The 18,397-nt window shown below is 60.3% G+C and carries 16 protein-coding genes; 3 read left to right on the top strand and 13 right to left on the bottom strand.

The features are described 5' to 3' along the window. Window positions 1-58: 58 nt before the first annotated feature. Genes LT42_RS24365 through LT42_RS24350 form a run of 4 tightly spaced genes read right to left on the bottom strand, consistent with a single transcriptional unit; the run spans window position 59 to window position 3,305 of the window. Window positions 59-754, bottom strand: a complete 696-nt coding sequence (locus tag LT42_RS24365) for a lipoate--protein ligase family protein (protein ID WP_037019199.1) — start codon at window positions 752-754, stop codon at window positions 59-61. A 50-nt stretch (window positions 755-804) separates the two neighbouring features. Continuing rightward, a complete protein-coding gene (gene trpC / locus LT42_RS24360; protein WP_037019196.1) occupies window positions 805-1,641 on the bottom strand; it encodes an indole-3-glycerol phosphate synthase TrpC in 837 nt (278 codons plus the stop codon). After that, the gene (trpD, locus tag LT42_RS24355; protein WP_037019310.1) at window positions 1,638-2,687 is read right to left on the bottom strand and encodes an anthranilate phosphoribosyltransferase; all 1,050 of its coding nucleotides are present in this window, start codon (window positions 2,685-2,687) and stop codon (window positions 1,638-1,640) included. The genes trpC and trpD overlap by 4 nt, the downstream gene beginning before the upstream one ends. Window positions 2,688-2,705: 18 nt before the next feature. After that, window positions 2,706-3,305, bottom strand: coding sequence for an aminodeoxychorismate/anthranilate synthase component II (locus LT42_RS24350; RefSeq protein WP_037019194.1), 600 nt, complete (start codon window positions 3,303-3,305; stop codon window positions 2,706-2,708). Window positions 3,306-3,774: 469 nt separating this feature from the next. Here LT42_RS24350 and estP point away from each other — a divergent pair, with 469 nt between their 5' ends. Then, window positions 3,775-5,715 (top strand): esterase EstP, encoded by a 1,941-nt coding sequence (estP, locus tag LT42_RS24345; RefSeq protein WP_037019186.1) that lies wholly within the window; start codon window positions 3,775-3,777, stop codon window positions 5,713-5,715. Window positions 5,716-5,794: 79 nt separating this feature from the next. Here the strand turns inward: estP and trpE are convergent, their stop codons facing one another. The 4 genes from trpE to LT42_RS24325 all read right to left on the bottom strand — a co-directional run bounded on the left by trpE (window position 5,795) and on the right by LT42_RS24325 (window position 10,051). Continuing rightward, window positions 5,795-7,276: an anthranilate synthase component I gene (trpE, locus tag LT42_RS24340; protein ID WP_037019184.1), complete on the bottom strand. Its 1,482-nt coding sequence runs from the start codon at window positions 7,274-7,276 to the stop codon at window positions 5,795-5,797. A 64-nt stretch (window positions 7,277-7,340) separates the two neighbouring features. Further along, complete coding sequence (locus tag LT42_RS24335) at window positions 7,341-8,171, bottom strand: phosphoglycolate phosphatase (RefSeq protein WP_037019182.1); 831 nt, start codon at window positions 8,169-8,171, stop codon at window positions 7,341-7,343. Further along, window positions 8,168-8,842 carry a ribulose-phosphate 3-epimerase gene (gene rpe / locus LT42_RS24330; RefSeq protein ID WP_037019180.1) on the bottom strand — a complete coding sequence of 225 codons (675 nt, stop codon included), beginning with the start codon at window positions 8,840-8,842 and terminating at the stop codon, window positions 8,168-8,170. The genes LT42_RS24335 and rpe overlap by 4 nt, the downstream gene beginning before the upstream one ends. 216 nt (window positions 8,843-9,058) lie before the next feature. Further along, complete coding sequence (locus LT42_RS24325) at window positions 9,059-10,051, bottom strand: hypothetical protein (protein WP_037019178.1); 993 nt, start codon at window positions 10,049-10,051, stop codon at window positions 9,059-9,061. A 310-nt stretch (window positions 10,052-10,361) separates the two neighbouring features. Between LT42_RS24325 and LT42_RS24315 the strand changes: the two genes are divergently transcribed. Beyond that, a complete protein-coding gene (locus tag LT42_RS24315; RefSeq protein WP_037019174.1) occupies window positions 10,362-11,855 on the top strand; it encodes a helix-turn-helix transcriptional regulator in 1,494 nt (497 codons plus the stop codon). A gap of 135 nt (window positions 11,856-11,990) precedes the next feature. Continuing rightward, window positions 11,991-12,248 (top strand): CsbD family protein, encoded by a 258-nt coding sequence (locus LT42_RS24310; RefSeq protein WP_037019172.1) that lies wholly within the window; start codon window positions 11,991-11,993, stop codon window positions 12,246-12,248. A 22-nt stretch (window positions 12,249-12,270) separates the two neighbouring features. Here the strand turns inward: LT42_RS24310 and LT42_RS24305 are convergent, their stop codons facing one another. The 5 genes from LT42_RS24305 to LT42_RS24285 form a co-directional block, all read right to left on the bottom strand. Then, entirely contained in the window at window positions 12,271-13,419 is a 1,149-nt protein-coding gene (locus LT42_RS24305; RefSeq protein ID WP_037019171.1) for an iron-containing alcohol dehydrogenase, read from the bottom strand. A gap of 304 nt (window positions 13,420-13,723) precedes the next feature. Beyond that, window positions 13,724-14,548 carry an ABC transporter permease gene (locus LT42_RS24300; RefSeq protein ID WP_037019169.1) on the bottom strand — a complete coding sequence of 275 codons (825 nt, stop codon included), beginning with the start codon at window positions 14,546-14,548 and terminating at the stop codon, window positions 13,724-13,726. An 11-nt stretch (window positions 14,549-14,559) separates the two neighbouring features. Beyond that, window positions 14,560-15,807, bottom strand: coding sequence for an ABC transporter permease (locus LT42_RS24295; RefSeq protein ID WP_037019167.1), 1,248 nt, complete (start codon window positions 15,805-15,807; stop codon window positions 14,560-14,562). A 111-nt stretch (window positions 15,808-15,918) separates the two neighbouring features. Continuing rightward, the gene (locus LT42_RS24290; protein WP_037019165.1) at window positions 15,919-16,950 is read right to left on the bottom strand and encodes a polyamine ABC transporter substrate-binding protein; all 1,032 of its coding nucleotides are present in this window, start codon (window positions 16,948-16,950) and stop codon (window positions 15,919-15,921) included. A 119-nt stretch (window positions 16,951-17,069) separates the two neighbouring features. Continuing rightward, window positions 17,070-18,194 carry an ABC transporter ATP-binding protein gene (locus LT42_RS24285; RefSeq protein ID WP_037019164.1) on the bottom strand — a complete coding sequence of 375 codons (1,125 nt, stop codon included), beginning with the start codon at window positions 18,192-18,194 and terminating at the stop codon, window positions 17,070-17,072. Window positions 18,195-18,397: the final 203 nt, after the last annotated feature.

The raw sequence follows: 18,397 nt of genomic DNA, 5'->3' as shown, positions 1-18,397 counted from the left end.
CCCTGCTATCGCGCACCGAGTTCCACATGATGCATACGCCAGAAGAGCATGAGCACGCTCAGATCCCGGCCAGCATCCGCCTGTAACGCTCGCTCAGTTGTTCGAGGAAATCAGGCGCGGCAAACAGTTCATGCAAGGCGATATGACTGTCTGCTTCGCAGCGCTGCTCCAGCTCGCAGGTTTCGTTGAACCGGTTGACGGCGTTGACCATCCCGACGCGCTCGTTATCCAGCAGCATCGCAGCGTGCGCAAGCACCACCGGCCGTTTGCCACCCTGAGTCTGGCGCCAGCGTTGAGCGGTCCCGACCATCTTGCGGCCGTTGAGATTGACGTTGAAGCGGCCATCGCAAAAAGCCCCGGCCACTTCGCCCAGCGAGACAGCCCCACCCAACCCACTTAGCACGTCGAGCATGGGCTGGCACAAACGCATGTAGGCATTTTCGATGCGGTCGCGATCAAGATCGGTGTCGGGCTGAACATAGACCAGTGCCACGTTCACGGTTGAGGGTGACTGCGGAACAGGCTCGCCGCCGCTTTCCCTGAGCAGGACCGGCCAGCCAATGTCCCCGAGGGTTTCGCTGGCCTCGCTAAACCCGGGGAGACGACTCAACCGGCGAGGCATGACCAATGCATGGTCAGAGGGGCGCCAAAAGAGCAGCCCATGGTCTGACTCGCCATCGCACACAGAAGCCAGCAGATCCTGCTCAGCCTTTAGGCCAGCCTCAACGCAGGTTTCCAAAAGCTGAAGGGTCATGCTGCCTCCTGATATGACGAGCGATGGTTGTTACGCCGTGGTGCTGCGGCTCAATCCAGCCCCCCGGATTTGATCGCGGCGCCTTTCTCCGGGAAGAACAAGCGCTGCAGCTCCACGCCCGGTTTTTCAGCGCGCATAAACGCTTCGCCCACGAGGAAGGAGTAGACATCATTGATTTCCATCAGCTCGACGTCAGCGCGGTTCAAAATACCGCTCTCGGTGATGACCAGACGATCACGCGGGATACGTGGCAGCAAATCGAGTGTGGTCTCCAGATTGACCTCGAACGTGTGCAAATTGCGGTTGTTAACCCCAACCAGCGGAGTGTCCAGCGTCTTGAGAGCTCGCTCCAGTTCATCGCCATCATGCACTTCGACCAGCACGTCCAGACCAACGTCCTTGGCGACCGAGGCCAGCTCGGCCATCTTCACGTCGTCCAACGCCGAAACGATCAACAGGATGCAATCGGCCCCCAATGCCCGCGCTTCGATGATCTGATAGGGATCAATCATGAAATCCTTGCGGATCACCGGCAATGAAGTCGCTGCGCGGGCCTGCTTCAAATAGTCATCGGCGCCTTGAAAGAAATCGATGTCAGTCAGCACGGACAGGCAGGTGGCGCCGCCCGCTTCATAACTCTTGGCGATCTCGGACGGATGAAAATTCTCACGAATGACACCCTTGCTCGGGGACGCCTTTTTTATCTCAGCGATGACCGCCGGCTGCTTGCGCTTGGCTTGTGCAATCAAGGCGCCGGCAAAACCCCGTGAAACGCCGGCTGCGGTGGCCAGCTTTTCCAAATCGGAAAGACTGACGCTGGCACGACGCGCAGCGACTTCCTCAGCCTTACGGGCCAGAATCTTTTCCAATACCGTCGGTACACTCATCCTTCATTCTCCTGCTTGAATACCGCGGTAAAGGCACCCAGCTCTTCCAGCTTTTCGCGGGCCAGGCCGGTGTGCAATGAGTCGTGAGCCAAAGCAACGCCCTCCTTCAACGACGACGCATGATCAGCCGCGTACAGCGCTGCGCCTGCGTTGAGCACAATCATCTCGGCGGCTTTCTGACCGTGTTCGGTTTTACGCCGACCCAGCGCGTCACGTATTAATTCCAGCGACTGCGCGGGGCTGTCGACCACCAGACCGAACAGGCTCTGGCTTTTCATGCCCAGGTCTTCCGGCTGCACCCAGTATTCGGTCACTTCGCCGTTCTTCAGTTCCGCAACAAACGTAGGTGCAGCGATGCTGAATTCGTCCAGGCCATCCTGGGAGTGGACCACCAGCACGTGCTTGCTGCCCATGCGCAGCAGCACTTCGGCCAATGGTCGGCAGAGTGCCTGACTGAACACGCCCACCACCTGGTGCTTGACGCCCGCAGGGTTGGTCAATGGCCCTAACATGTTGAACAGGGTCCGCAGGCCCAGCTCCTTGCGCGGCCCGGCAGCGTGTTTCATGGCGCCGTGATGAGTTTGCGCAAACATGAAGCCGATGCCGACGCTGTCGATGCAGCGCGCCACCTGCACAGGGGTCAAGCTGAGATAGACGCCAGCGGCTTCCAGCAAATCGGCGCTGCCACTTTTGCCGGAGACTGCCCGGTTGCCGTGCTTGGCCACCGTGCAACCCGCAGCCGCAATCACGAACGCTGCGGCGGTTGATACGTTGAAAATATTCGCTCCATCACCACCGGTGCCGACGATGTCGACCACGCCGTCCAGTGTTTTGAGCTGGACCTGATCCGCCAGCTCGCGCATCACCGACACCGCACCGACGATTTCGTCGATGCTCTCGCTCTTCATACGCATGCCCATCAGAAATGCGCCGATCTGCGCCTGGGTGCACTGGCCCGTCATGATCTCGCGCATGACATCGCGCATTTCATCGGTGCTCAGGTCCAGCTGATTCACAACTCGGCCGAGCGCCGTCTTGATATCCATTGCCATGTCGAATTGCCCTTAACCCTGACGGGTGCCGCCGGTCTGCTTGAGGAAGTTGGCGAACAGCTCGTGGCCCTGCTCGGAAAGAATCGACTCAGGGTGAAATTGAACACCTTCGACGTTTAACGTTTTGTGTCGCAGGCCCATGATTTCGTCGACAGAGCCGTCTTCTGCCTGGGTCCAGGCGGTCACTTCGAGGCAATCCGGGAGCGTCTCGCGCTTGACCACCAACGAGTGGTAGCGGGTAACGGTCAGCGGATGCTTCAAGCCTTCGAACACGCCCTGGTCTTCGTGAGCCAGGTCGCTGGTTTTGCCGTGCATGACCTGACGCGCCCGCACCACGTCGCCGCCGAACGCCTGGCCAATTGATTGATGGCCCAGACAGACGCCCAACACAGGGAGTTTGCCGGCGAAGTGTTTGATCACATCAATGGACACGCCCGCTTCGTTCGGCGTACACGGGCCGGGTGAAACGACGATGCGTTCGGGGTTAAGTGCTTCGATTTCGGCGACGGTCATTTCGTCGTTGCGAATCACTTTGACGTCGGCGCCCAGTTCACCCAGGTACTGCACGACGTTGTAAGTGAAGGAGTCGTAGTTATCGATCATCAGCAGCATGGTGCTTAACCTTTTGAATTACTGACTTCTAGCGTGGCCTTCCGTCTTCTGCCGCAGTTGCACGCAGAGAGCCGCAGGAAGAGGTCCGGCGAGGCACTGCAAAACTGAGGCATCAGGAGGCGTATCAATACAGATCCGGCAAGGCCGGCGGGGGAAATAGTCAGGCGCGCCAACGCCAACGGGCGTGGCCCTTGATAACGCGCATCAAGAAGCTGCTGACAATCGACACAGGAAAGGTCTCGTTCATACGTTGCCGCACAGTAGCGTACCGCCGCAGGGCGCGCAATATCGCAGTACCCGGATAGCCCGGGCCCGCGGCCGATTGGCAGAAGCCGAACGTCCGCAAGATGCAGATTGCAGCCTGAAGGGCGGTACAGAATATTCGCCGTGAATGCCACGGCATCGTGGGCGATTTGTGTCGCGGCTGCTACCTTCTCGTACAGCACTGAAAACAATAAGGGATGCCCCCATGCTCAAAGCAACACTGCGCTGGCCGTTCGCGGCTTGCCTGCTCTCCCTCGCGTGTTCCTCGGCCCTGGCCGCCTCCTCTCCCTATTCAACGATGATCGTGTTCGGTGACAGTCTGGCCGACGCCGGTCAGTTTCCCGATGCGGGCGGGCCACCGGGCTCAACCTTACGCTTCACCAACCGCACCGGCCCGACGTACGTGAACGGCAGCGGCGAAGCATTCAGCCTGAACTCATCGACCTTGCTGGGCGGAAAGCTGGGCGTGGCGCCCGGCGATTTGCAGGCATCGACGTCTCCTGTCCGCGCGGCGCAAGGGCTGGCGGATGGCAACAATTGGGCCGTGGGCGGCGACCGAACGGATCAGATCCTGGCTGCGATCACCACCCGATCTCAGGTTGCCAACACCGATGCTTCGACTGGCGTCACCACCGTGTTTCGGACGCGACCCGGGTATCTGGTTGAAAACAGTTCACGGGCCGATCCCAACGCCCTTTACTACCTGACCGGGGGCGGCAACGACTTTCTGCAGGGCCGGATTTTGAGCCCCGGACAGGCAATCAGCGCGGCGAACAACCTGGCCAACGGCGCGCAAGTCCTGTCCCAGGCCGGAGCGCGCTACATCATGGTCTGGCTGCTGCCTGACATTGGCCGTACCCCTGCCGTGTCCGGCACACCATTGCAGGTACCTTCCACGTTGCTGAGCGGGGTGTTCAACCAGCAGTTGGTCAACCGTCTTGGGCAAATCGATGCCGAAGTCATTCCGCTCAATGTGCCGGGGTTGATACGCGATGTCCTGACCGATCCGGCGCGCTATGGGCTGGCGGCCGATCAGAACCTGGTTGGCACCTGCTTCAACGGCAACAACTGCACCGCCAACAGCGTTTACGGGATTGGCGGCCTGACCCCTGATCCGACCAAACTGCTGTTCAACGATGGCGTTCACCCCACCGTCGCGGGTCAGCGCCTGATCGCCGACTACGGGTATTCGATTCTGTCCGCTCCGTGGGAAATCACACTGCTGCCGGAAATGGCCAACGGTACGTTGCGCGCGCAGCAGGACGAGCTGCGCAGCCAATGGCTGGCGGACTGGGGCAACTGGCAAAACGTCGGCGAGTGGCGGGCCGTAGTCGCCGGTGGCGGTCAGAAAATGGACTTCGACGCTCAAAGCCACTCAGCCAGCGCCGATGGCCATGGCTACAACCTTACCGTCGGCGGGAGCTACCGCTTTGCCGAAGACTGGAGAGCCGGGCTGGTCGCCGGCGCGTACCGACAGACACTTGAAGCCGGCGCGCGCGATTCGGACTACAAGCTCAACAGCTATATTGCGACCGCGTTCGTGCAGTATCAGGCGCAACACTGGTGGGCAGACCTGGCAGCCTCGGGCGGAAAACTCGACTACGACAACCTCAAGCGCAAATTCGCTTTGGGTACCAGCGAAGGCGCGGAGAAAGGCGACACCAACGGCGACCTGTGGGCGCTCAGTGGCCGAGTGGGCTTTGATCTCGCCGAGCCGAGCAGTCGCTGGCATTTCTCGCCGTTCATCAGCGCCGACTATTCCCACGTCAACGTCGATGGCTATTCGGAGAACAGTGCCCGCGCGACGGCGCTCAATTACGACGACCAGACGCGCAAGTCAAAGCGGCTGGGCGCGGGCCTGCAAGGCAAATTCGACGTCACGCCGCAGACCCAAGTGTTCGGCGAAGTGGCCCATGAGCGCGAGTTCGAGACCGACCAACAGGACGTGACCATCGCGCTGAACAGCGTGCCGGGCGTCGATTTCGACCTCAAGGGGTATGAACCGCAACGCAGCTTGAATCGCGCCAGCGTCGGCCTGAGCCAGAAGCTGGCGCCGGACCTGACCCTGCGTGCTGGCTACAACTGGCGCAAGAATGATGACGTCACGCAGCAAGGGGTGAACCTGGCGGTGAGTCTGGATTTTTGAAGCCAGCCGCCGCGGCGGGATGTGTCTTCGGCATAAAAAAAACGGCGCCCTGGGCGCCGTTTCTTTTGAAACAAAACCGTCAGGCTTCGGGCTTTTGCTCGGCCAGGGCGACGGCACGGAACATCGCGCGACGCTTGTTGAGGGTTTCTTCCCATTCCAGGGCCGGGACCGAGTCCGCGACGATGCCGCCACCTGCCTGCACATGCAGCTCACCGTCCTTGATAACGGCCGTGCGGATGGCAATCGCAGTGTCCATGTTGCCGTTCCAGGCCATATAGCCCACAGCCCCGCCGTACACGCCGCGCTTGACCGGCTCGAGTTCGTCGATGATTTCCATCGCGCGAATCTTCGGCGCGCCCGACAACGTCCCCGCCGGCAGGATGGCGCGCAATGCATCCATCGCCGTCAGCCCGCTTTTCAGTTGGCCAGTCACGTTGGAGACGATGTGCATGACGTTTGAATAACGCTCGATGACCATCTTCTCGGTCAGCTTCACTGAGCCAATTTCCGAGACGCGACCGGTGTCGTTGCGCCCCAGATCGATAAGCATCAAGTGCTCGGCGATCTCTTTATCGTCAGACAGCAGATCGACTTCCAGAGCGTAGTCTTCTTCCTCGGTAGCGCCCCGGGGTCGCGTCCCGGCGATCGGGCGCACGGTGATCAGATTGTCCTCAACGCGCACCAGCACTTCGGGCGAGCTGCCCACGACGTGGAAGTCGCCGAAGTTGAAGAAGTACATGTAAGGCGTCGGATTGAAGCAGCGTAGCGCGCGGTACAGATCGATCGGCGCGGCCTTGAAATCAATCGACATACGCTGCGACGGCACAACCTGCATGCAGTCGCCGGCCAGGATGTACTCCTTGATCGTGTCGACGGCTTTCTCGTAATCGGCCTGGGTAAAACTGGAGCGGAAAACCGGGTCGGATGCCTGCGGTCGGGTCAGGTCCAGGCCCCGGCGCGGCGTGATCGGCTGGCGCAGCTTTTCCATCAATGCTTCGAGTTGCGCCAAGCCTGCCTCATACGCTTGAGGCTGCGCCGGGTCGGCGAGGACGATGGCGTGCATCTTGCCCGCGAGGTTGTCGAACACCACGACTGCATCGGAGACCATCAGCAGGATGTCAGGGACGCCAAGCGGGTCTGGATTGGGACAGGCACCAAGCCGTTGTTCGACGTAACGCACGCAGTCATAACCGAAATAACCGACCAGGCCGCCGTTGAAGCGAGGCAATCCAACAATCGTCGGAACGTTATAGCGAGCTTTGAAAGTCTCGACGAAATCCAGCGGATCTTCGGCCTCCAGGCGCTCGATCTCGACACCGTCGTGGGTGACGCTGACTGTATGGCCATGCACGCGCAAGACGGTGCGGCACGGTAAACCGATGATGGAGTAACGCCCCCATTTTTCCCCGCCCTGCACGGATTCGAGCAAGTAGGAGTTGGGCTCGTCAGCGAGCTTCAGGTAGATCGACAGCGGGGTGTCGAAGTCGGCCAGGGTTTCGTAGGCAAGGGGGATGCGGTTGTAGCCTTCAGCAGCCAAACGCAGGAATTCGTCGCGGGTCATATCAGCCTCGTGGTCTGAGGGGAAAACGGTCGGTGTGCAAACGTGCCGGAAGGCCGGGATCAGGTCAGGCGCGCCAACGCCAACGGGCCAGGGCCTTCATGACTTTCATCCAGAGTTTGCGAGTGACCACCACGATGGATTCTCTAAAGGAGGGAGACTTGATGTCGGGCAACGTTATCTCAGCGCCCTGCTCCAGGCAACCGGCAGAACTGCCGGGAATCAGCATGCGCAAATCGCTGATGACCAGCGCCGGGGACTCTTCTTCAATGGGGCGTCCGTGGTTGTAGCCATAACTCAATGCCACACAGGCCACGCCCGCTGCCTTGGCCGCCAGAACGTCGTTGCGCGAGTCACCCACGAACAGCGACTGCGAGCCCGGTACGCCGGCCATTTTCATCACAAAGAACAGCGCTGCCGGGTCTGGCTTTTGCTGCGGCAGCGTATCGCCGCCCACGATCCAGCGAAAGAAGCGGCCGAGTTTGAGATCGTCCAGCAAAGGCGCAACGAAGCGCTCCGGCTTGTTGGTGATCAACGCCATTTCGACGCCCATCTTCTGCAGCCACTTCAGGGTTTCGCGCACGCCGGGGTAGACCTTGGTGAGCGCATGGCTGCCGCTGTAGGCTTCCATGAAAATGGCGAGGGCCGCTTCCGTCGATTCTTCATCCACGGCGGAGTGATCCATGCCGTTCGCCAAAGCGCGGCGTACCAACACGCGTACGCCGTTGCCGATCCAGTCGCGAACCCGCTCGATACCCGCCGGGGGGCGACCGAGCTGAAGAAGCGTTTTGTCCACAGCGGCCGCAAGATCAGGCACCGAATCGACGAGGGTGCCGTCCAGGTCAAACATGATCAACTTGGGCAAACGGCCCGGAAAGAGCTGCTCGAAGCCGCTCATCGGCGGGCCAACGCCAGTTCTTCATGCATTTTTGAAATGACTGCCTGGTAATCAGGCGCGTTGAAAATGGCCGAGCCCGCGACAAAGGTGTCGGCGCCAGCTGCTGCAATTTCCCGGATGTTGTTGACGTTGACGCCGCCGTCGATCTCGAGACGGATATCACGACCGGATGCGTCAATGAGCGCGCGGGCCTCGCGCAGCTTGTTGATCGTGCCGGGAATGAATTTCTGACCGCCAAAGCCAGGGTTGACGCTCATGAGCAGGATCATGTCGACCTTGTCCATGACGTACTCAAGCAGGTTCAGCGGGGTCGCCGGGTTGAACACCAGGCCCGCCTTGCAGCCGCCTTCGCGGATCAGTTGCAGGGAGCGGTCGATGTGCTGGGTCGCTTCCGGGTGGAAGGTGATGTAAGTGGCGCCGGCTTCGATGAAGTCACCGATGATGCGGTCCACCGGGCTGACCATCAGATGAACATCGATGGGCGCGGTGATGCCGTATTTGCGCAACGCGGCGCAGACCATCGGTCCGATCGTCAGGTTAGGGACGTAGTGGTTGTCCATGACGTCGAAGTGGACGATGTCGGCGCCAGCGGCCAGGACGTTGTCGACTTCCTGTCCCAGACGGGCGAAATCGGCGGACAGAATCGAAGGAGCAATAGCGAAGGGCTGCATGACGCACCTTTTTGAGCGAAATCACGGTGGCGCGCATTGTACTCCAAGAGTTGAAACATGCGTTGGGTCGCACGCGCTCAAGCAGAAAGGCTTGAATCAGACGACGTGAACGGCACAAGGCCCGGCACGACATATGTGCGCACCGGGCCGAGGCTTGAGTCAGCGATTCAATTTTTCAAAATCCAGAACCGACACGCCGGGCGATTGCTGAAACCCTCAAACGGTCTCGACCAGCAGACGAGGGCGCGAGCTCAGGGCATAGCGTGCCAGACCAAAGCTCAGCGCAGCGCCGATGATCAGCATGAAGAACGTACCCCACGCCGCTTTGGAGACTTGCTTGGCGGCGACATCCGCCGCTTCACGGGCCTGTTGCTCGGCCTGCGCTTTCAGCTCTGCAACTTTCACAGCTGCTTGCTGATACGCCTGCGCATAGTTATCGACGATCTGCTGCGCTTCGGCTTTGCTCTTGCCAGTGCGAGCGGCCACGATGTTGACCAGCGCATCTTTGTCGGCAGCGTTCAGGGCGGGTTCGCCCGCTTTCTGCACGCGATCAAACCATTGCTTCAACTGGTCGCCCGCCTGGGTTGGATCAGTGGAGGCCTGCTCTGCTGTCTGCTTGGCATCGGCACCCGCTACGTCAGCTTTCTGATCCAGCTTCGAAGGGTCCAACTCTGGCTTGCCGGACTGCTTCAGCGTGGTGTCCAGCTGCGATTTCAGGCTGTCCCAATCCAGGCTGATGCCGTTTTTATCCAGTTGTTGCTTGATGCTCTGACCCACGCCCGGTGCGGCAGCAGCGACGCCATCGGCCGCCATGGAAAGCCCCTTGCCTGCAATGTTGCCGGCAGTGCCTACCAGCGAGCCGGCCAGCGATGCGATGAGCCAGGTGGTGAGCAGCGTGCTGACTGTCCAGCTCAGCAAACCGTGCAGGCCGCCACGGTCCGGCGCTGTGCGACCCGACACCCAGGCACCGGCGGCAATCGCCACCAGGGTACTGATGAACAGCCAGGCGCCGGCGCCCTTGCCGAAGCCGCTCAACGGGTTGCCTTGGGCCATCGGGTCCAGCGCGCCAGCGCCGATCGCCGTGCCCAGCACGCTCAGCACCAGATAGGTGACCAGCGTGATCGCCGCACCGGCAAACACCGACCCCCAAGACACCCGAAATGGAGAAGCGCTGCCCAGTGCGGCAGATGTTGAGTAGGTTGTAGCCATAAGAATTTCCTCTGGTGCAGGGGTACACATGATCGTGCTACCGACATGCGGTGCATATGCACCACCTGCGTTGATAAGGGCGAGCCTGCGAGGGCGGGCTTGCCGCGTCTGATCGGACGTGAAATCAGTTTGATCAGCGCGTGGAAGTCTGTGATGGCGCATTTGCACCGCTTCGTCTGGTGCATTCGCACCGACCTTGGCGAGCGGCGCTGCACTAAGCTGCAGCACTAAGTTTTTGCCGGCCGGTCCGATAGCGTGGAGCGCCCGGCTGAGCGAAGCCCGATCGCATTGAGACGTCAGGAGAACACGCATGTCCGAGGCCATCCTCGCCAGAGAAACCAACCGCCGCCAATTGCAGCAGATCATTTCCGGCCTGTCGGACGGGGTGATGCTGGTAGAGGTCGACCAGACCATCATCTGGGCCAATGAAGCGGCGCTGCTGATGCACGGTGTCGAGGAGATCAGCGAGCTGGGGGCCAACGGCGAGGCCTATCGCGAGAAATTTTCCCTGCGTTATCGCAACAACCATCCGCTGGACGTTGATCAATATCCGATCAGTCGGGTCGCCGCCGGCGAAGTATTCAGCGATGTGCTCATCGAGGTCAGCAGGGTCGGTGAGGAAGAGGAGCGCAGCTGGGTGCATCGCGTTCGCAGCATGGTGCTGGAAGACAGCTCCGGCTCCCCGGAGTCATTGGTGCTGATACTCGCCGACGCGACAGAATGGGCCGGCGCCGAGCAGCGCTTTGAGAAGACCTTCAATGCCAACCCCGCTCCCGCCGTTATCTGCCGGCTGAGCGATCTGCGCTTCATCAAGGTCAATCAAGGCTTTCTGGAAATGACCGGGCATTCGAGGGAAAGCGTCATCGGCCGCTCCGTGTATGAGGTGGACGTGCTGGAAAATGCCGAGCGCAAGGACCTCGCCATCGAGCGCCTGAATCAGGGTGCAACCATCCCGCAGATGCAGGCCGAGCTGAAGCTGCCGGAGGGCGGCACCAAACTGGTCATCGTCGCCGGGCAACCGTTGGACATGAATGAAGAAGACTGCATGCTGTTTTCGTTCACCGACCTGGAACCCAGACGCAAAGCCGAGACTGCCTTGCGCCAGAGCGAAGAACGGTTTGCCAAGGCATTCAGACTGACACCGGTGCCAACGCTGGTATGTACAGCGGAGCGGCAACAGATCGTCGAAGCCAACGAAGCGTTCTTAAACACGTTGGGTTATACGCCCCAGGAACTGATTGGCCGGACCGTCGCAGAACTGGGCTTCATTGAGGATGGCGGGGCGATGGCCGAGCTGTTCAACGTTCTTGAAACCAATGGGCGTGTTGACGGGCTGGACCTGAAAGTCCGCAAGAAAGGCAGCGAGTCGATGGATTGCGTACTGGCCGCTGACACGGTGACGATTCAGGACAGCGCCTGCTACCTCTTCGTGCTGATGGACATCACCGAGCGCAAGCGTTCGGAGCTGGAGCTGGTCGAGGCCATCGAAACGGTGATGCAGGACGCCTCGTGGTTCAGTCAGACGCTGATCGAAAAGCTGGCCAATGCCAAACGGGTCAACACTCGACGTCTGCCCGGCGCTTCGTTCACCGACCTGACCGCTCGCGAGCGGGATGTACTGGGGCTTATCTGTGAAGGGCTGGCGGACAAGGAGATCGCGGCGCGGCTCAACCTGGCGCTCAACACGATTCGCAACCACGTCGCGACGGTGTACTCCAAGCTCGACGTGCACAGCCGGGCGGAAGCGATCGTCTGGGCCAGGGAGCGAAACCTGTTCGCCAGCCAGGGCAAAAGCAAGCGTTGAGTGATGCAAATGCGCCAGTGCGTCTGGTGCAAACTCACCTTCATCGGGCGACGCAACGGCTCTAGTCTGGAGTTGTAGCTGGCCCGTCGGGGCAGCATTAACGTCAAGACCGATGCCACCCTTGGAGGCAAATACATGAAATCCGAACAAGTGAAAGGCGCACTCGAACAAGCCGCCGGCAAAGCGCAAGACGTCTTCGGCAACTCGACCGGCGATGAGCGCACGCAGATGGAAGGCAAGGCGCGTCAGGCGGCCGGTGAGCTGCAGGAACGGTATGGCGATCTGCTGGACGAAGTGTCGACCTTTACCCAGCAACGGCCGCGCACCACATTGATGGTGCTTGCCGGCCTGACGCTGACTGTGGGCTGGTTGCTGGCCCGTCGTCGCGGTTGAGATTGATGGTCTGCGCGCCTGATCAATACGCAGCTCGGTAGATTTTCTCGATGTCGGCAGCGTTCAGCTTCCGCGGATTATTGCGCATCAGGCGCTCGATCTTGCTGGCTTCTTCCGCCATCGCAGGGATGGCGTCTTCGGGCACATTGAAACTGCGCAAGCCAGACGGGATCTCCACCGCGGCGCACAGATCGGCCATGGCTTTCACTGCCAGGTCGGCGGCGTCCCTGTCGCTCAGATGGGCGACGCGGGCGCCCATTGCGTCGGCGATATCGCGCATCCTTTCAACGCAGGCCAGCTTGTTCCACTCCATCACATAAGGCAGCAGCAATGCGTTGCTGACGCCATGCGCAATATTGAACCGTCCTCCCAGTGGATACGCCAGCGCATGAACAGCGCCGACTCCGGCATTGCCGAATGCCATACCGGCCATGAGGCTGGCGGTGGCCATGTCTTCTCGCGCCTGCAGGCTGGAGGGATTGGCGTAGGCCTTGGGCAGCGCCTTGACGATCAACTTGATGGCGCCCAGCGCGATGGCATCGGTGATGGGCGACGCGTTGACCGACAAGTACGCCTCGACGGCATGCACAAGCGCGTCTACCCCACTGGCCGCCGTAACGCTGCGCGGACAAGTCAGTGTCATCAAGGGGCTGACGAGCGCCACGTCCGGTAAAAGATAGTCGCTGACGATGCCCTTCTTGAGTTGAGCCTGCTTGTCCGAAAAGATCGCTACGTTGGTGACCTCCGACCCTGTACCGGCGGTGGTCGGTATGGCGATCAGCGGCGGCCCCTTGCGCTTGACCAGATCGACACCGAACAACTCGCCAAGACTGCCTTCATGGCCTGCGAATGCCGCGACCCCCTTGGCGATGTCAATGGCGCTACCGCCACCCACGCCGATCAGGCCATCATGGCCGCCCTCCCGATAGGCTCGCGTGCAGGCCTCGACGATGGCAATTTCAGGTTCCGGCTCGACCTGATCAAACACGCCATACCGACGGCCGCCCAATTGTGCCAGCGCCAGGTCGACCGTCCCGGACTGGACCAGTATCGCGTCTGTCACGATCAGCGGGTTCTGTACGTTGAGCCGCGTCAGCTCGGCGGATAACTGCTCAATGGCAGCCGCGCCGGTGATCAGCTTGTTGGCGATTTTGAAGGCAGAGATACTCATCGGGCTCGTCCTTTCTTCTGTGTCTGGAGACGTGGCACATACCGCGTGTGGCCAGCGTGCGATGAGTCAAACATAGACCGGATCGAGGGATGCGTCAGTTTTGTGGTGCGGCGGAGGAAGAATGCGCGGTTAACCCACCACTACGTACCGATCGAGAACCCACTGTAGGAGCCGGCTTGCTGGCGAACGCGGTACATGAGTGACGATAAAGTCGCCTGACCCGACGCGTTCGCCAGCAAGCCGGCTCCTACGAATGTTGCGTCACAATCTTTACCCGTGTTCCCAAGTCCACTGTCAGCGGTGATCAATCCACCGCCGTGCGCAGTTTCTCGCTGCGACCGCGCAGCCATTCAAGCACCAGCAACAGCACTACGGAGAAGCCGATAAGCAGCGTCGCCGCAGCGGCAATCGTCGGGCTGAGGTTTTCGCGGATGCCGCTGAACATTTGCCTTGGCAAGGTCGCCTGCCCTGGCCCTGCGAGGAACAGCGTGACCACAACTTCATCGAACGAGGTGGCAAAAGCAAACAGCGCTCCGGAGATTACCCCTGGCGCAATCAGCGGCAGGGTCACGCGACGAAACGCCGTGGTTGGCGAAGCACCCAGGCTGGCCGCCGCACGCACCAGGTTGTAATTGAAGCCCTGCAATGTGGCGGACACGGTAATGATCACGAAGGGCACACCCAAGACCGCGTGTACCAGTATCAGCGAGATATAACTGTTGCCCAGTCCCAGCGGCGCAAAAAACAGGTAGCTCGCCACGCCGACAATCACCACGGGCACCACCATTGGCGAAATCACCAGCGCCATCACCAGCGCCTTGCCGGGGAAGTTGCTGCGGGTCAGACCGATGGCCGCCAATGTACCGAACCCCATCGCCAGCACCGTGGCAGCGGGTGCGACGATCAAACTGTTTTTCAGCGCGCGCATCCACTCGGCCGAACCAAAAAAGTCCTGATACCAGTGCAGCGAAAAGCCCTGCAGCGGATAGACCAGAAAGCTGCCGGAGTTGAACGACAGCGGCACGATCACCAGCACCGGCAGCACCAGAAATAACAGAATCAATCCACACAGGATACGCAGCGTGTAATGCCAGATGCGCTCGATGGGCGAGGAATAAGGGCTCAACATGATCGTTCTCCTCAGCTCAGGCGCAGACGGCTGGCGCCCACCAGCCAGTTATAAATCAGGTATAGCACGACCGTCGCCAGCAGCAGCAAACCGCCCAGCGCCGTCGCCATGCCCCAGTTGATGCTGGTGTTGGTGTAGAACGCGACGAAGTAACTGACCATCTGATCGTTCGGACTGCCGAGCAGCGCCGGGGTGATGTAGTAACCGATGGCAAGGATGAACACCAACAGACAACCCGCGCCCACACCCGCGTAGGTCTGCGGGAAGTACACGCGCCAGAAACTGGCGAACGGGTTGCAGCCCAGCGAGATCGCCGCACGCATGTACGTCGGCGAGATGCCTTTCATCACGCTGTAGATGGGCAAGATCATGAAGGGCAGCATGATATGCACCATCGAGATGTAAACGCCGACCCGGTTAAACACCAGTTCCAGCGGCTTATCGATGATGCCCATCGCCATCAGCGCCCCGTTGATCAGACCGCTCGATTGCAGCAAGACGATCCAGGCGGCGACGCGCACCAGGATGGACGTCCAGAACGGCAGCAAGACCAAAATCATGAGCAAGTTGCTCTGCCGTGCGGGCAGGTTGGCCAGCAGGTAAGCCAGTGGATAGGCCAGCAGCAGGCAAATCACGGTGATCACCAGGCCCATCCAGAACGTACGAGCGAAAATGTCCAGGTATATGGCTTGGTCGGGTGTGGCCGGGGCCACTTCACCAAGGTCATCGATTCGATGGTCGACAGCGGCCAGTAGGTAATAAGGTGTAAAACTTGAGGTATTACGGCGGATAGCCTGCCAGTACGCAGGGTCGCCCCAGCGCTCATCGATGGCTTCCAGCGCTTCCTTGTAAGAGGTCGGCTCTTCCTTGAACGGCATGGCGCGGGCGGTTTTCGCCAGCAGGCTGCGGTAGCCCGCCAGTTCCTGATTCAGGCGTTTGGACAGATCGCCCAGCGTCTGATTCTTGCGTGCCTCGGCCAGATCCTGGCTGGCGGCTTTGTACACTGTCTCAGGTGGCAGCCCCTTTCCGTCCCACTTCGCCACTTCGACCACGGTCAGCGGCATGCCGCCCACCACTTCCGGGTTGCTGACGCTTTTGTAGAGCAACGCCGCAATTGGCACCAGAAACACCAGCAGCAGGAAGATCACCAAGGGCGCGATCAGTGCTTGAGCCTTCCAGCGATTGACGCGCTCGGCACGGGCCAGGCGTTGCTTCAGGGTCGGGCTGGCGCCTTCAGACAGGGGCACGGCGATGGCCATAGTGAACTCCGAAATCTTCTGACAAAGAGCGCGCCCCCTGCCCTGTTTTCAGACAGTTCAGACGACGCACCCGGATCTAACTCACAACGAAGCGCTTATCGGGCAGTGCTCTTATTTGGCGGCCCAAGAGTTGAAGCGCTGCTCCAGGGACTCACCAAAATCGGCCCAGAATTTCACGTCGATCTGCACCTGATCCTTGATGTTCTCGGGAGTGGTCGGCATGTTTTTCAGCGTGTCGGCGCTCAACAGCGGCACGGCCCCAGTGTTGGCCGGGCCGTAAGCGATATTTTCGGAGTAAATCTTTTGCTGCTCGGGCTTGAGCGAGTAGGCGATGAACCTCTTGGCTTCTTCGGCGTTTTTGGCGCCCTTCGGAATGGCCCATGCGTCGAAGTCATACACGCCGCCAGTCCAGACCACTTTGAGGTTGCTCTCTTTCTGCACGGCAGCGATGCGACCGTTATAGGCCGAGCTCATCACGACGTCGCCAGACTGCAGGTATTGCGGCGGCTGTGCGCCCGCTTCCCACCACTGGATGCTTGGCTTGAGCTTGTCGAGCATCTTGAAGGCGCGGTCCTGGCCTTCCTTGGTCGCCAGCACTTTGTAAACGTCTTTAGGCGCAACACCGTCGGCCATCAGCGCGAATTCCAGTGTGTATTTGGCGCCCTTGCGCAGGCCACGCTTGCCCGGGAATTTCTCGGTGTCCCAGAAATCAGCCCAGCCCGTTGGGGCAGATTTCAGCTTGTCGGCGTTGTAGGCCAGCACGGTGGACCACACGAAGAAGCCTACGCCGCACTCAGAGATTGCGCCTTTGACGTAGTTGTCCTTGTTGCCGAGATCGACCGACGCCAGCGACTCGAACATGTCTTCATCACAACCACGGGACAGTTCTGGCGACTCCACTTCCACCAGGTCCCACGTCACGCTCTTGGTGTCGACCATGGCTTTGACCTTGGCCATCTCACCGTTGTATTCGCCCGCAATGATCTTGCCGTTGCCGGCTTTTTCCCACGGCGCATAGAACGCTTTTTCCTGGGCCGCCTTGTTAGCGCCACCGAAGGAAATGACGGTCAGGTCCGCTGCCATGGCTTGCGCCGCGCACATCATCCCGACCGATAAGGCGGTGAGCTTCAATGTCTTGAGCATTATTTTTTCTCTCCACGAACTGTGATGGTTAAGCGTTGGGGGGCGATTGGCTCGCCTCTGGTTTCTTCGGGTGACTTTCTTCGGGTGGCTCTCTTCGGGTGACGCCTATGGCAGGTGAATCAATGCGTATCCAGCAACGGGTCCAGCGCGCGGGCATGCTCGACCTGCCATCCAAGGGGCACGACATCGCCAACGCTGAGCCCCGGATCGAGCTCCGCGATGGGCTGCTTCACGAAGAAGTCGGTTTTACCGGCCACTTCCAGACGCACCCGTACGTGGTCACCCAAGTAGATAAATTCGGCCACGCGCCCCGAAAACCGGTTAACGCAACTCTCGCTGCGGCCGTTGAGGTTCACGCGTTCGGGGCGGATCGACAGCGTCACCGGGCTTCCCGTAGCGCCGACGTTGATGGCCAGGGCTTCGACCTTTTCGCCGCGAGCCAGGCCCACCACGCAACGGTCACCGCTCTGGCTGAGCAAGGTGCCGTTGATACGATTGTTCTCGCCGATAAAGTTGGCAACGAAGGTGTTTTTCGGCTCTTCATAAAGAGTGCGCGGTGGGGCGATCTGCTGGATTTCGCCCTGATGGAACACCGCGACACGGTCTGACATGGTCAGCGCCTCGCCCTGATCGTGGGTGACGTAAACCACGGTTACGCCCAAGCGCTGGTGCAGATGCTTGATTTCCATCTGCATGTGTTCGCGCAGTTGTTTGTCCAGCGCACCGAGCGGCTCATCCATCAGCACCAGCTGAGGCTCAAACACCAGCGCGCGCGCCAGCGCCACACGTTGTTGCTGCCCTCCCGATAACTGGGCGGGATAACGATGGGCGAAGGTACCGAGCTGCACCATGTCGAGGGCACGTTTTACCTTTTCGGCAACGTCAGTCTTGCTCATGCCCCGCACCGACAACGGGAAGGCAAGGTTCTCTGCCACGGTCATGTGCGGGAACAAGGCGTAATTCTGAAACACCATGCCAATGTCGCGCTTGTGTGGAGGCACGTTGTTGATCGAACGGCCAGCCAGCTGGATCTCGCCAGCGGTGGGCGTCTCGAACCCGGCGAGCATCATAAGGCTGGTGGTCTTGCCGGAGCCGGACGGCCCGAGCAGGGTGAGGAATTCGCCTTTGCAGATATCCAGGTTGAGGTCTTTGACGATCAGGGCTTCGCCGTCGTAGCTCTTTTGCACACCACGAAAGCTGACCAGAACATCACTCGCCCCAGCGCCTGATTCGACGTTGCTCATTGCCCGCACCTTTGTTTGATCCACCGTAGGGATCAAGCCTAGATGAGGCTGCAGGCCGCGCAAATCGGGAGCCGGGAGAGAATGACCTAGGTGCGCTGGAAGGTTGGGGGTAGGGATTGCCCTACAGAGGTGGCGGGAATAGGTATGCTGCCTGAAAGTGATCCGGCGCCTGAAGTGGCCTCTTCGCGAGCAAGCTCACTCCT

It is taken from the genome of Pseudomonas lutea (assembly GCF_000759445.1).
Taxonomy (GTDB): Bacteria; Pseudomonadota; Gammaproteobacteria; order Pseudomonadales; family Pseudomonadaceae; genus Aquipseudomonas; species Aquipseudomonas lutea.
This window is presented reverse-complemented; position numbering and strand designations above follow the sequence as displayed.